The sequence below is a fragment of the Variovorax rhizosphaerae genome (assembly GCF_037889975.1).
Taxonomy (GTDB): domain Bacteria; phylum Pseudomonadota; class Gammaproteobacteria; order Burkholderiales; family Burkholderiaceae_C; genus Variovorax; species Variovorax rhizosphaerae.
The window spans coordinates 197,502-210,090 of the sequence record NZ_JBBKZT010000004.1; the positions used below are offsets into that span (position 1 = coordinate 197,502).

Annotated in this window: 14 protein-coding genes; 6 read left to right on the top strand and 8 right to left on the bottom strand. The window is 66.8% G+C overall.

Annotated features, from left to right (window positions below; genetic code table 11):
- Positions 1 to 125 precede the first annotated feature (125 nt).
- A complete protein-coding gene (locus WKW82_RS10140; RefSeq protein ID WP_340342159.1) occupies positions 126 to 1,640 on the top strand; it encodes a CYTH and CHAD domain-containing protein in 1,515 nt (504 codons plus the stop codon).
- Positions 1,641 to 1,795: 155 nt separating this feature from the next.
- On the opposite strand, the gene gntK is transcribed toward WKW82_RS10140, so the two are convergent.
- On the bottom strand, positions 1,796 to 3,331 hold the full coding sequence (gene gntK, locus WKW82_RS10145; protein WP_340342160.1) for a gluconokinase: 1,536 nt from the start codon (positions 3,329 to 3,331) through the stop codon (positions 1,796 to 1,798).
- A gap of 187 nt (positions 3,332 to 3,518) precedes the next feature.
- On the opposite strand from gntK, the gene WKW82_RS10150 reads away from it, so the two are divergent.
- On the top strand, positions 3,519 to 3,728 hold the full coding sequence (locus tag WKW82_RS10150) for a hypothetical protein (RefSeq protein ID WP_340342161.1): 210 nt from the start codon (positions 3,519 to 3,521) through the stop codon (positions 3,726 to 3,728).
- A gap of 218 nt (positions 3,729 to 3,946) precedes the next feature.
- Here the strand turns inward: WKW82_RS10150 and WKW82_RS10155 are convergent, their stop codons facing one another.
- Positions 3,947 to 4,654, bottom strand: a complete 708-nt coding sequence (locus tag WKW82_RS10155; protein WP_340342162.1) for a glutathione S-transferase N-terminal domain-containing protein — start codon at positions 4,652 to 4,654, stop codon at positions 3,947 to 3,949.
- Positions 4,655 to 4,780: 126 nt separating this feature from the next.
- Here WKW82_RS10155 and WKW82_RS10160 point away from each other — a divergent pair, with 126 nt between their 5' ends.
- Positions 4,781 to 5,116, top strand: coding sequence for a COG4315 family predicted lipoprotein (locus WKW82_RS10160; RefSeq protein WP_340342163.1), 336 nt, complete (start codon positions 4,781 to 4,783; stop codon positions 5,114 to 5,116).
- A gap of 45 nt (positions 5,117 to 5,161) precedes the next feature.
- Positions 5,162 to 5,815: a cupredoxin domain-containing protein gene (locus WKW82_RS10165; RefSeq protein ID WP_340342164.1), complete on the top strand. Its 654-nt coding sequence runs from the start codon at positions 5,162 to 5,164 to the stop codon at positions 5,813 to 5,815.
- Positions 5,816 to 5,874: 59 nt separating this feature from the next.
- Here WKW82_RS10165 and WKW82_RS10170 read toward each other — a convergent pair whose 3' ends face one another.
- The 6 genes from WKW82_RS10170 to WKW82_RS10195 all read right to left on the bottom strand — a co-directional run bounded on the left by WKW82_RS10170 (position 5,875) and on the right by WKW82_RS10195 (position 10,148).
- Positions 5,875 to 6,222 carry a type II toxin-antitoxin system ChpB family toxin gene (locus tag WKW82_RS10170; RefSeq protein WP_340342165.1) on the bottom strand — a complete coding sequence of 116 codons (348 nt, stop codon included), beginning with the start codon at positions 6,220 to 6,222 and terminating at the stop codon, positions 5,875 to 5,877.
- Positions 6,216 to 6,467, bottom strand: coding sequence for an AbrB/MazE/SpoVT family DNA-binding domain-containing protein (locus tag WKW82_RS10175; protein ID WP_340342166.1), 252 nt, complete (start codon positions 6,465 to 6,467; stop codon positions 6,216 to 6,218). Before WKW82_RS10175 ends, WKW82_RS10170 begins: the two co-directional genes overlap by 7 nt.
- Positions 6,468 to 6,601: 134 nt before the next feature.
- Positions 6,602 to 7,321, bottom strand: coding sequence for an aspartate/glutamate racemase family protein (locus WKW82_RS10180; protein ID WP_340342167.1), 720 nt, complete (start codon positions 7,319 to 7,321; stop codon positions 6,602 to 6,604).
- Between the two features lie 20 nt (positions 7,322 to 7,341).
- Positions 7,342 to 8,163, bottom strand: a complete 822-nt coding sequence (locus WKW82_RS10185) for an ABC transporter permease (protein WP_340342168.1) — start codon at positions 8,161 to 8,163, stop codon at positions 7,342 to 7,344.
- Between the two features lie 117 nt (positions 8,164 to 8,280).
- Positions 8,281 to 9,225 (bottom strand): ATP-binding cassette domain-containing protein, encoded by a 945-nt coding sequence (locus WKW82_RS10190; protein ID WP_340342169.1) that lies wholly within the window; start codon positions 9,223 to 9,225, stop codon positions 8,281 to 8,283.
- A 32-nt stretch (positions 9,226 to 9,257) separates the two neighbouring features.
- Positions 9,258 to 10,148: a LysR family transcriptional regulator gene (locus WKW82_RS10195; RefSeq protein WP_340342170.1), complete on the bottom strand. Its 891-nt coding sequence runs from the start codon at positions 10,146 to 10,148 to the stop codon at positions 9,258 to 9,260.
- 107 nt (positions 10,149 to 10,255) lie between these two features.
- Between WKW82_RS10195 and WKW82_RS10200 the strand changes: the two genes are divergently transcribed.
- Entirely contained in the window at positions 10,256 to 11,203 is a 948-nt protein-coding gene (locus tag WKW82_RS10200; RefSeq protein ID WP_340342171.1) for a pyridoxamine 5'-phosphate oxidase family protein, read from the top strand.
- A 642-nt stretch (positions 11,204 to 11,845) separates the two neighbouring features.
- On the top strand, positions 11,846 to 12,544 hold the full coding sequence (locus WKW82_RS10210) for an ArsR/SmtB family transcription factor (RefSeq protein ID WP_340342172.1): 699 nt from the start codon (positions 11,846 to 11,848) through the stop codon (positions 12,542 to 12,544).
- The last annotated feature ends 45 nt before the right edge of the window (positions 12,545 to 12,589 follow it).

Below are 12,589 nucleotides of genomic sequence, written 5' to 3' on the forward strand. Positions count from 1 at the left end.
TTGTTGTCTGGAGCCTGGACGCGTCGGCGATCGTAGCGTGGCCAACGCCATGAATACATTGGGCGTTCCCCGCACAAGCGCCGCGAGCCGTGCCAACATTCGCAGCTCCCCTTCGAAGAGCGTTCATGGAAATCGAATTCAAGTTCCAGGTGCCTGCTCACCGCCTCAAGGCCGTCACGCAGGACATGCGCGTCGGCAAGGCCGCCCGCCAGCACATGCAGGCGCATTACTTCGACACGCAGGACGGCGCACTCGCCGCGCGCGGCGTGGCACTGCGCGTGCGCAAGGAAGGCCGGCGCTGGGTGCAGACCGCCAAGGCGCTCGGCGACGGCCCGTTGCATCGGCTGGAACACAACGTCGACCTGGCCGCCAGCGGCGCGGTGCGCCCGGAGCCCGATGCACAGCGCCACGCGGGCACACCGGTCGGCGACCTGCTCGACAAGTTGCTCGACCACGGCGCAATACCGCTGGTCGAGACCTTCGGCACCGACATCTGGCGACTCGCGCGCAACGAACGCGAGGGCGACACGACCATCGAACTGGCACTGGACACCGGCAAGGTCATGACGCCGCCCGGCGACGGCCGCGAAGGGGGCGCGTCGCAGGTCTGTGAGCTGGAACTCGAACTGGTCGATGGCCGCGTGCAGGACCTGGTCGCGCTCGCGCTGCGCTGGTCGCAACGGCATGGGCTCTGGTTCAGCACGGTCACGAAGGCGGAGCGCGGGCAGCGGCTGCTGTTGGCCGAGGAGGGCGAGCGCCCGGTCAAGGCATCGCCACCTGTCTATGGCACGAATGCAATCACAGGCGACGCCGTGCAGCGCACGGTGCTGGCCGCCTGCCTGGCCCAGATCCTTCCGAACGCCAGCGCCATCGCCGCGGGCAGCGAGGACGCTGAGGTGATCCACCAGCTGCGCATCGGCATCCGGCGCACGCGCACCGCGCTGCGCGAGCTGGACGCGCTGGCGCCGGGGCGCTTCGATGCGGCCTGGGAGGCGCCGCTCGTCGAGGTGTTCCGTGCGCTCGGGGCGCAGCGCGATCGTTCGCTGCTGCTGTCGGTCATGCAGCCCAGGCTCGACGCGGCCGGTGCGCCGGCCATCGCCATGCAGTCGCCCGACGATGCGCAGCCGGCGCCGTCCGCGGGCGACGTGGTGCGTGCGCCGGCATTCCAGGCCGCGCTGGTGTCGCTCATCGGCTTCACGGCATCGCCTGTGGATGATCCAGCGGCAGCGCAGCTCGACGCAAGCGCCACACGCCAGGTCCTGCAAGCGCATCTGGGCAAGCTTCACAAGCAGGTCGTGCGCGACGGCAAGCGCTTCGAACAGCTCACCGCCGAAGAACAACACCGCACGCGCAAGCGCGTCAAGCGGCTGCGCTATCTCGCCGAGTTCGTGGCGCCGCTGTTCGACAAGGCGGAGGTCAAGCGCTATGTTGCGGGCCTGGTCCCGGCGCAGGATGCGCTCGGCGAATTCAACGACGAGGTCGTCGCCCTCGCCAACTACCGCGAAGCCGCCGCGACCGATCCGCACGCGTGGTTCGCCGTGGGCTGGCTGACTGCACAACAACCAGATGCCGCGCGCGCCTGCCGCAAGGCGCTGCGCCGACTTGCCACGGCGCGACGGTTCTGGCGGAAGAGCGACTGAAACAACTTTGCAATCAAGCGCAAGCCAAGGCGGCGCGCCGCAGACAGTGCTGCAGCACGGCAAGGCGATCCAACGCAGTCATGCGTTGGATTGCGAAGTCGTATGAAGCCATTTCACGACGTCAGTTGCGGATCGCGGCCTTGGCCTGGGGCGGATCACTCCCCCTGCTGGAACGCCGCAATCGCGCGGTACTCCTCGGCCAGCTTCTCCGGCAACGCCGAATAGATCGGCAGCAAGCGCTTGTAGACCGCCACGTTGCGCGGATTCGGCGTATGCCGATGCGTCGCGCCGACCATGCCGGCGACGACCTCGATCGAATCGACATGGCCCAGTGCATAGAGGCCGAGCACCGCAGCGCCCAGGCAAGAGCTCTCGAAGCTCTCGGGCACCACCACCGTGCGGTCGAACACGTCGGCCATCATCTGACGCCACAGGCCCGAGCGCGCGAAGCCCCCTGTGGCCTTGATCGTGGTGCTCGGTCCGATGATCGACTCCACCGCCGGCAGGATGCTGTGCAGGTTGAAGATCACGCCTTCCAGCGCTGCGCGGATCATGTGCTCCTTGCGGTGGTGCATGCCCAGGCCGAAGAAGGAGCCGCGCAGGTTGGCGTTCCAGTACGGCGCGCGCTCGCCGGCCAGGAACGGGTGGAACAGCAGCCCCTCGGCACCGGCCGGCACGCGTTCGGCAATGCGCGTGAGCACTTCGTACGTGTCGATGCCCAGGCGCTTGGCTGTCTCGGCCTCGGCCGCCGCGAACTCGTCGCGCACCCAGCGCAGGATGATGCCGCCGTTGTTCACCGGCCCGCCGACCACCCAGTGCCGCTGCGTGAGCGCATAGCAGAAGGTGCGGCCGGACGGGTCGGTCATCGGCTTGTCGACCACGGTGCGCATCGCGCCGCTGGTACCGATGGTCACGGCCACCTCGCCGGGCGAGATCGCATTCACGCCCAGGTTGGACAGCACGCCGTCGTTGGCACCCAGCACGAACGGCGTGTCGACCGCCACGCCCAGCTTCGTGGCGACCGTTGCGGCCAGCCCCGTCACATGCTCCGTCGTCGGTACGGGATGCGGCAACTGCTCCGGTCTCACCCCGGCCAGTTCCAGCGCTTCGGTGTCCCAGTCCAGCGTCGACAGGTTGAACAGCCCGGTGGCCGAGGCGATCGAATGGTCCACCAGCCAGCGCCCGAACAGCCGGAAGAACACGTACTCCTTGATGCCGACGAAGCGCGCTGCCTTGCCGAACAACTCCGTGCGGTCATGGCGCAGCCACACCAGCTTGGCCAGCGGCGACATCGGATGGATGGGCGTGCCGGTGCGCCGGTAGATCGCGTCGCCGTTCCATTCGGTCTTGATGCGCTCGGCCCATGTCACGGCGCGGTTGTCGGCCCAGGTGATGCTGTGGGTGAGTGGCTCGCCGGCCTTGTCCACCAGGATCAGGCTGTGCATCGCCGCGCTGAAGGACACGCAGACCACGTCTTCCGGCGCCGCACGGCACTGCGCGACGCAGGAGGCGATCACCGCGAGCACGGCCTGGTAGATCTGTTCCGGGTCCTGTTCCGCTGCGCCCGGCTCGGGCCGCAGCAGCGGGTAGTCGACCGCGTGGTGGGACAGCACCTTGCCCGCGATGCTGAACGCGACGGCCTTGGTACTGGTGGTGCCGATGTCGACACCGATGGCGATGGGATGGGTCATGGCAATCCGGGAGATTTCCGACATTAGACAGCGCCGCAGCGAACGGCCCCGGCGTTGCGCGCGGAAGATTCACCTCCGCCGTCGCGCGCGCCGAGTATTGCCCGAGCCGGCGGCTACAGTCACGCCCATGAGCGTCCAAGCCCTCCGATCCACCTTCGGTCCCAACTGTCACTGGTGCAAGCTGCCCATGGATTTCGACGAGCCGCACGGCCGGCCGGAGTCCGCCACCATCGAGCACCTGAACGACGCGACCTTGGGCAGCGTCCGCAAGCAGCAGCATCGCCGGCTGGCGCATGCGGCCTGCAACCAGGCGCGCAATGCGTTCAGGCTGCAGGCGGAGCGCGGGTTTGCGCAGTGGATCGAGGAGCGGGTGCGGGGCGCCGGGTCGGAGCTTTGATGATGGTGCGGACGACCCGGAGCACAGATCATTCCACGTCCAGGCGGGGTGGCGAGGACCAGGCAGCGTTCCTGGCGCGTGGCATGCGCTCGCTCGCCAGCGCGCGGAAATCAGGCCAGTACTTCGAGGCCGACGACGTCATAAAACAGCTCCGGGCCAGGCTTGCAGCAGCAAGGGCCCGTCGGCCGCTGGATACGCGGTGAGCTGCCGCGTTCGAGTCACGCAGGCCGCGCAGGAATCGTCAACCCTCTGGCCACCGCCGGCCGCGCCACGAAGGCCGCCAGCACCCGCGCCACGTTGGCAAAGTCCTTGAAACCCACCAGCTCGCCCGCCTCGTAGAAGCCGTTCAGGTTGCGGATCCACGGGAAGCTCGCGATGTCGGCGATGGTGTATTCGTCGCCCATGATCCATTGGCGGCCTTCGAGGTGCTTGTCGAGCACGCCCAGCAGGCGCCGGGCCTCGGCCACATAGCGGTCGCGCGGGCGCTTGTCCTCGTAGTCCTTGCCGGCGAACTTGTGGAAGAAACCCACCTGGCCGAACATCGGGCCGATGCCGCCCATCTGGAACATCAGCCATTGCAGCGTCTCGTAGCGGCGGGCGTCGTCCTTGGGCATCAGCTGGCCGGTCTTGCCCGCCAGGTACACCAGGATCGCGCCGGACTCGAACAGCGCCAGCGGCTTGCCGCCCGGGCCGTTGGGGTCGAGGATCGCCGGGATCTTGTTGTTCGGGCTTAGCGACAAGAACTCCGGCGTCATCTGGTCCTGCTTGCCGAAGTCGACCAGGTGCACCTCGTAGGGCAGCCCGGTCTCCTCCAGCATGATCGACACCTTCACGCCGTTGGGCGTGGGCAGCGAATACAACTGGAGCCGGTCGGGGTGCGTGGCGGGCCACTTCCGGGTGATGGGGAAATTGGATAGATCGGTCATGCGCCGATTCTGGCCGCGCCGCGCGTTCGCTGCAGGCCGTGCAAATTTCGGGTCGACCCTCTCGCACAGATGTATCTAAAAGCGCAATCTCGCGCCCATCATTCACATGCCATGACGAGGAAGTCCATGAAACTGGTTGCCTGCCTTGCCCTGAGTCTTGCCGTTCTTGCCGGTTGCGCAGCGGCGCCGACCAACCTGCCGGTCAAGGCCGCTGGCGGGATGCTGGTCAATGCCAAGGGCCTGACGCCCTACACCTTCGACAAGGATGTGGCGACCTCGGGCAAGTCGGTCTGCAACGGCGACTGTGCCGGGAAGTGGCCGCCGGTCATTGCCGCCGATGGCGCCCGCCCGGGCGGCGACTACCGCGACGACGGCAAGAAGCAGTGGGCCTTCCGCGGCAAGCCGCTCTACACCTGGCCGGAAGACAGGAGCCGGGAGACAAGTACGGCGACAACTACCTGAAGGTCTGGCACATCATGCCCGGCTGATCAACTTCAAAAGCGCTCCATGAAGACCAGGACACGCGGCCTCGTTGCCTCGGCATTGCTCGCGCTTGCCGGTTGCGCGGCAGCCAGCACCTCGCTGCAGGTCAGCGTGCTCGACAAGGAAGGCAAGCCCGTCACCAACGCGGTCGTGGTTAGCGCGGGCCGATCCACCACGCCCGCCCGGCTGCCGAAGGACGTGGTCATCAGCCAGCAGGACATGCGCCTTGTCCCGACGGTCAGCGTGGTGGCGGTGGGCGCCAAGGCGCACTTCGTCAACAACGATCCGTGGGAGCACCACGTGCGCGCCTCGGCCGCCGGCATCGCGCAGTTCAACGACGATGCCGCGGGTGGCTTCGAACTGCGCATCGACGGCAAGGCGGAAGGCAAGGCCGCCAAGGTCGCGGATGCGGTGTCCGACAAGCCCGGCGCGGTGCTGCTCGGCTGCCACCTGCACAACTCGATGCGCGGCTACGTCGACGTGCGCGATTCGCCCTTTGCCTCGCTGACCAACGCCGAGGGCCTCGCCACGCTCAACGTGCCGGAGGGCGCGGCGATCATCAAGGTCTGGCATGCGGACCAGCTCATCGACATCGCGCCGCAACAGGCCACGCTGACCGCGGCGCCTGCGACGGCGACGATGCAACTGAGCGTGGTGCCGAGGGGAAGGCAGCTTTAGTCTGCGCTGACCGGAGCGTTCGAGGGCGCCGCACGCTGGGCCGCAGCCGGTTTCCTCAACTACTCGATCAGCGCCATGAGTCGTCCCAAGGCGTCGTCAATGACTTCCTGCGGAACGCGTTCGACCTTGCGCGCTCCACGCGCTGCGAGGTCGAGCATTCGAATCTTGTTCATCAGCGCGACGCCTTGCGTCTTGCAACCTGTCCCCATGAGAGACGCCGCAAATCCCGCGTAGCGCGAATAGTCGCCTCCTTGCGTGATGGGTGCCACCAGCACGTCTCCGAGGCGATTGAACTCCTTCGTCGTCAAGACCAGCGCAAATCGTTGTCCACGAGTTTCATGCCCGACGATGGGGTCCAGGCTCACGCTCACGACATCGCCTCGATCAAAGCCGGCCGCTCTCACCATACTTCGTTGCCCACCGGCTTGGAGGCCTCCCAGAGCGCCATGTCCGCGGGGGGGGCGGCCTTGGTATCGCATTGACTCACCAGCTCAGCCAATGTGAAACGCCGCTTGGGAGATAGCACGATGTTGCCCTCCGATGTCGTTTCCAGACTCATCGTCTGGCCTGACTTGAGGCCCAGATCGCGCAGCACGGCAGGTGGCATGACCGCCACCGTGCTGTTTCCATATTTCCTCAGAACCACTTCCATTGCGTCACCTCCTTACGTTTGACACCGTTGAAAATGTTAGGGCATTCGAGCAATGAAGTAAAGCATTGCTAAACGTCGATTGCTGCGATCCGACGCAGCCAGCGGCCGGAAGACAATGCCAGTCGTATGGAACTTCAGGACGCCCCGACAGCCCTGCGCAACGCTGCCCGCGCCAGCAGCCGTGTGGAATCGAGCGTCGGCAGCGCCGCATTGCTGTCATCGACGACCAGCGGTATCTCCGTGCAGGCCAGCACGACGGCGTCGCAGCCGTCGTCTTCCTTCAGGCGCTGGATCACGCGCTGGTAGCGTGCCACCGAGGCGGGCTTGAAGATGCTGCGTACCAGCTCGTCCAGGATGATGTGGTTGCTGTCGTCGCGCTCTGCGACGGTCGGGCGCACGTACTGCAGGCCGCGCGCCGTCAGCTTCTCCGGATAGACCTCGCTGTCGACCAGCCAGCGTGTACCCAGCAGGCCGAGCCGCTGGAAGCCGCGCCGTTGCGCCTCGGCCGCGACCACTTCCGCGATGTGCAGCCACGGCAGCGGCGACGCCGGCGCGACCAGCGGCAGCGCCTGGTGGATGGTGTTGTCGGGGCAGACCAGGAAGTCCGCACCGGCACGCGCGAGCCTGTGGGCGGATGCCAGCATCAGGCCGGCGATGCCCTGCATGTCATTGCGCTCCAGGCAGCGCACGTAGTCGGCCAGCGAGGCCGTGTGCATCGACACCTCGGGATGCGCATGCGGGCCCAGCAACAAGGCGCCTTCGACGCAGATGGTCTTGTAGCAAAGCGCGGCGCCTTCGGCCGAGCAGCCGACGATGCCGATGTGCAAGGGGGCAGGTTGCATCTTGGTTTCCATCTCGGCAACTCCTTTCGTCATCAGGCGCTGAAGCGCTTGCGCGTGAGGGCCAGCGCGGCCCAGAACGCGACCACCGTGTAGACGACCAGCACCAGCACATGCTGCACCCAGCCGTCCGGCCACTGGTCCATGAACAGCGGCCGCACCAGCAGCACCGCACTGGTCAGCGGCAGCCACGCGGCCACGGCACGCACAACGCCGGGCAACTGCTCCAGCGGAAAGAACACGCCGCTCAGGAACATCATCGGTGTGAGGAACAGCGTGAAGTAGTAGGTGAAGAAGTCGTAGCCCTTGGCCAGCGCATTGAAGATCAGCGCCATCGACGAAAAGGTGATGCCCGCGCCGGCCAGCACCACCCAGGCCACCAGCAGCTTCGGACTGTGGCTGATGCCCAGGCCCAGCATCACGAACAGGATCGCCGTCACCGTGAAGATCGACTTGAACGCGGCCCAGAGCATCTCGGCCATCACGATGTCGTCCAGCCCGACCGGCGCGTTCATGATGCCGTCCCAGGTCTTCTGCACGTGCATGCGCGAGAAGGCGGAGTACAGCGCCTCGAAGGAGGCCGCGTTCATCGCGCTCATGCAGATCGAGCCGCTGGCGAGGAACAGGATGTAGGGCACCTTGGTGCCATCGACGTTGACCTCGCCCACCAGCATGCCCATGCCGTAGCCGAAGGCCACCAGCCAGATCAGCGGCTCGGCAATGTTGCCGATGAGGCTGGGCACCGCGAGCTTGCGCCATACCAGCAGGTTGCGCAGGAACACGGGCCACCAGCGCATCGACATGGTGGGTGCGCGCCATACCGATTCAGGTTCGCTCAGGGGTGCAGAAATGGGCATGACCTTTCCTTTCACGAGGCACCGCGGAACCGGCTTCGCCGGGCCGCAGGTGCCGCCCCCTGCAGGGGGATGGAGGAGCGACACGAAGTGCGCGGATGCTGGGGGCGAGCAACAAAGTTATCCGTCTTCACGAATCTGCCTCCCGGTCATTTTGAGGAACAGGTCCTCGAGATTGGCAGGGCGGTGGAAGGTGCGCAAGCCTTGGTGCGAAGCCAGTGCCTGCAGCAGGCCGCGCGCATCCTGCGTGTAGAAGAACACGGTCTCTCCGCTGACCTCCACGCGCGCCGCCAGCGCCCTCAATTCCGGCCGCTCTGCCAGCGAGAGCGCGCCGTTGCCGTATACCTCGATGACGTCCGGCTCCAGGTGCTTGGCGATCAGGTCGCGCGGCTTGCCTTCGGCGATCTTGCGGCCATGGTCGAGCACGATCAGGCGCGAACAGAGGCGCTCGGCCTCGTCCATGAAGTGAGTCGTCAGCAGGATCGACTTGCCCTGTTGCAGCAGCACCTGCAGGCGCTCCCACATCAGGTGCCGCGCTTGCGGGTCCAGCCCGGTGGTGGGTTCGTCGAGCAGCAGCAACTTCGGGTCGTTGACCAGCGCGCGGGCCAGCGACAGCCGGCGCCGCATGCCGCCCGACAACTCGCCGGGCTTGGCATCGGCCTTGTGCGACAGGGCCGCGAATTCCAGCAACTGCGGAATGCGTGGCAGGATCTGCGCCTTCGAAAAGCCGAAGTAGCGGCCGTAGACCACGAGGTTCTCGGCGCAGCTGAAGTCCGGGTCGAGCGTGTCGAACTGCGTGACCACGCCGATCTGCGACTTGATGGCCAGCGCGTCGCGCGGCATCTGCAGTTCGGCATCGCCGCCATTGCGGTAGGTGATGTCGCCGGTGTCGGGCACCGTCAGGCCCAGGCACATGCGGATCGTCGTGGTCTTGCCGGCGCCGTTCGGCCCGATCACGCCCAGGCATTCGCCCGGCGCGATGTCGAAGGACAGGTCGTCGACCACGGTGGTGTCGCCGTAGCGCTTGCTGAGCTGCGACACATGGAAGAGGGCGGGGGTTGTCACCGGCGCATTGTCCGCGAGGCCACCGCTTTCCGTCACAGCGCGAACCCGCTGAACTCCTGCTTCATCCATTCCACGAAGGCACGCGTGCGGGCCGGCATCAGGCGCGCGTGGGGATAGATCAGGCTCACCGGCCGCGGCGGCGGCTCGAAGTCTTCCAGCACGATCCGCAGCCGGCCCTGCGCCACATGCGGCAGCACCTGGTAGGAGAAGAAGGAGCCGAAGCCCATGCCGGCGGCGCAGGCCTCGATGGCCGGTGCGATGTGGTTGAACTCGATGCGTCCGGCGGTCTGCACGGCGAGTGACTTGCCGGCGACCCGGAAAGTCCAGGGGCCGATGTTGGCCGGATGAATGTGCACACAGTCGACGTTGCGCAACGCATCAGGATGTGCCGGCACGCCGTGCTGCTTCAGGAAGGCAGGGCTGGCGACGACCACGCGGCGGATCGTGCCGAGCGCCTGCGCGACCAGCGACGAATCCTCCAGTTCGCTGATGCGGATGCCGACGTCGATGCCTTCCTCGAGCAGGTCCACCTTGCGGTCCTGCAGCAGCACACTGCAACGCATCTTCTCGTAGCGCTGCAGGAAGCGCGTGACGGCGGGCGAGACGTACATGTGGCCGAACATCACCGGCGCAGTCACGGTCAGTCGACCGACGGGCTCGCCGGCCTCGCGTGCCATTGCGTTGTCGGCCGCGTCGGCGGCGGCCAGCACCTCGCGCGCGCTCTGCAGGTAGTGGCGGCCTTCTTCGGTCAGGGCGTTGCGCCGGGTGGTGCGGTGGAACAGCCGCACGCCCAGATGGGCTTCCAGTCCGGCCAGCGAACGCACCACCGCCGGCAGTGAACTGTCGAGTGCGCGCGCCGCGCCGGTGAGGCTGCCCTGGTCGGCAATCTGCACGAAGGTCTGCATGGCTTTGAGGCGATCCATCGCCGCATTAAACCGAAAAGTGGAGCAGTGCACTGCGTGGAGGGGGATTCATTCGAAGATTGAAAGAAAGAACAATGAATGCACTGTTCTTCTGCGAGGCAATGCCCATGACCATCTCTGTTCTCGAAGCCGACGCGCCTTTCCACGAAGGCGAGAAGGCGCTGCAGGCCCATGCCGGTTCGCGTGCCAAGCTGGAGGAGGTCGGTGCCCGCGTGATCCGCGAGGCGATGCCCGCGCAACACCGCGACTTCTTCTCGCAACTGCCGTTCCTGTTGTACGGCCTTGTCGACGGGGAAGGGCAGCCGTGGGCGTCGGCGCTGGCTGCGCCTGCTGGCTTCATCCGCTCGCCCGACGACCGTCACCTCGACATCGCGGCCTTGCCCATGCCGGGCGATCCGGTTGCGGCGCTGGCGGAAGGCGCATCGATCGGCCTGCTCGGCATCCAGCCGCACACGCGCCGGCGCAACCGGGCCAATGGCATCGTCGATCGCGTCTATGGCGATGGTTTCTCCGTGCGCATCACGCAAAGCTTCGGCAATTGCCCCAAGTACATCTGGCCCCGCGAGCCTTCGTTCGCGGCGCGCGAGGGCACGGCGATGCCGTCCGAACACGCCGACCGGCTCGATGCCGAAGCCATGCGCTTCATCGCGCAGGCCGACACTTTCTTCATTGCCACGGCGCATCCGCACGCGCAATCGTCGGGTGCCGCAAGGGCGCATGGCGTCGATGTGTCGCATCGCGGCGGGCCGCGCGGCTTCGTGCGCGTCGTCGACGAACATACCCTTGTCGTGCCCGACTACCTGGGAAATTATTTCTTCAACACGCTCGGCAACTTGCTGCTTGAGCCGCGCGCCGGATTGCTGTTCATCGACTACGACAACGGCGATCTCTTGTATGTCGCCGCCAGCGTCAGGATCGTGCAGGACGAGGAGGAAATCTCTGCCTATCCGGGGGCGCAACGCCTGCTGGTGATGCACGTCACGAAGATGCTGCGGCTGCCTGCAGCACTTTCGTTGCGATGGGGTCAACCCGCGTCGTTGCCGCTGGCGCCGTGAGCCTGCTGCACGCAGCGCGGCGCTCATCGTGAGCCAAGGAAACGCTGATCAAGTCCCCCGTGGACCGCGCATCCTTTGCTCGGGCGGTCTGCGACGTTGCAAATCCGGGCCGTCCCATGAAAGCGCGGGATGCGTCCGTTGACCGACGCACGGTAGTCCCATCCCGCCTTGCGGATCGCGTCCAGTTCCAGGCCTTGCTCGACCAGTGCCTGCACGCCGCAGCCCAGGATGGCCCAGCACGGCAGCCACCACATCGGCGCGGCTCGCGACCCACAGTTTCAACGTGTCGTCGAAGGCAAGCGGCGGCCCCTGGCGCAGGGTCGCGTCGTACGCGTAGGGATCGGCATGCGTCAGCGCATCGATGGCATTGGCAGGAATCATTGGCAACCTCCTTGCTGTGGTGCGAGCGCCTTCGGAGCGGCCGGGCGGCGCCGTTGGACCCCCACGCTCGGCACTTCTTGTCCTCGCTGCCCCCGCGGGGGCGCCCTGCTGGTGGCGCTGGTCGCGGCCAACCTGCCTTTCGATGGACGCGATTCCGATGCGATCTGCAAGAAGCGAGCTTGCTGGGGGCGGCCCGGCGCAGCGCTCATGCCACGCATGATGCAGTTGATCCGGATTGCATGCTTCGACTACCATCGAAGCATGGATGACGATCCGGACGATCAAGCCGACACCCACCTGGCAAGCGTGGCCGCAGCGATTGCGGAGCCGGCACGCGCCCGCATGCTGTGCAGCCTGATGGACGGCCATGCGCGCACCGCGACCGAGCTGGCGACGGTCGGCGGCGTGGCGGCCTCCACCGCGAGTTCACACTTGGCACGGCTGCGTGAACAGAAGCTCATCGAGTCGGTGGCGCAGGGCAAGCACCGCTACTTCCGACTGGCTGGCAGCGACGTGGCCGCGGCGCTGGAAGGCTTGCTCGTCGTTGCCGGCGCCAGGCGCGACACCTTCAGGCCCAACACGCCCACACGCCTGCGCGCCGCGCGCACCTGCTACGACCACATCGCCGGCTCGGCCGGTGTCGCATTGCACGACCAGTTGCTGGCACAGGGCTGGATCGAGGCGGCGGCGCAGGGCAGTGACTACGAACTCACCGCCAACGGTGCGCTGGCGCTGGAAAGCCTGGGCCTGGACATCGACGCCGCGCGCCAGGCCCGGCGCCGCTTCGCCTGCGCCTGCCTCGACTGGAGCGAGCGCCGGCCGCACCTCGGCGGCGCGCTGGCCGCGGCCTGGCTGCAGCTGTCGCTGCGGCGCGGCTGGGTGCGGCAGGCATTGGACGAGCGCGAACTCACGGTCACGGGCAAGGCACATCGGGAAATGCCGGAGTTGTTTGGTGACTGAAGGCCGCGAACGTTTGCCATCGCCCCCTACACTGGACCAACGCCT

Excerpts from the sequence above, each read along its gene's own strand:
- WKW82_RS10140 (WP_340342159.1), top strand. The coding sequence starts at position 126 with ATGGAAATCGAATTCAAGTTCCAGGTGCCTGCTCACCGCCTCAAGGCC.
- gntK (WP_340342160.1), bottom strand. The coding sequence starts at position 3,331 with ATGACCCATCCCATCGCCATCGGTGTCGACATCGGCACCACCAGTACC.
- WKW82_RS10150 (WP_340342161.1), top strand. The coding sequence starts at position 3,519 with ATGGATTTCGACGAGCCGCACGGCCGGCCGGAGTCCGCCACCATCGAG.
- WKW82_RS10155 (WP_340342162.1), bottom strand. The coding sequence starts at position 4,654 with ATGACCGATCTATCCAATTTCCCCATCACCCGGAAGTGGCCCGCCACG.
- WKW82_RS10160 (WP_340342163.1), top strand. The coding sequence starts at position 4,781 with ATGAAACTGGTTGCCTGCCTTGCCCTGAGTCTTGCCGTTCTTGCCGGT.
- WKW82_RS10165 (WP_340342164.1), top strand. The coding sequence starts at position 5,162 with ATGAAGACCAGGACACGCGGCCTCGTTGCCTCGGCATTGCTCGCGCTT.
- WKW82_RS10170 (WP_340342165.1), bottom strand. The coding sequence starts at position 6,222 with ATGGTGAGAGCGGCCGGCTTTGATCGAGGCGATGTCGTGAGCGTGAGC.
- WKW82_RS10175 (WP_340342166.1), bottom strand. The coding sequence starts at position 6,467 with ATGGAAGTGGTTCTGAGGAAATATGGAAACAGCACGGTGGCGGTCATG.
- WKW82_RS10180 (WP_340342167.1), bottom strand. The coding sequence starts at position 7,321 with ATGGAAACCAAGATGCAACCTGCCCCCTTGCACATCGGCATCGTCGGC.
- WKW82_RS10185 (WP_340342168.1), bottom strand. The coding sequence starts at position 8,163 with ATGCCCATTTCTGCACCCCTGAGCGAACCTGAATCGGTATGGCGCGCA.
- WKW82_RS10195 (WP_340342170.1), bottom strand. The coding sequence starts at position 10,148 with ATGGATCGCCTCAAAGCCATGCAGACCTTCGTGCAGATTGCCGACCAG.
- WKW82_RS10200 (WP_340342171.1), top strand. The coding sequence starts at position 10,256 with ATGACCATCTCTGTTCTCGAAGCCGACGCGCCTTTCCACGAAGGCGAG.
- WKW82_RS10210 (WP_340342172.1), top strand. The coding sequence starts at position 11,846 with ATGGATGACGATCCGGACGATCAAGCCGACACCCACCTGGCAAGCGTG.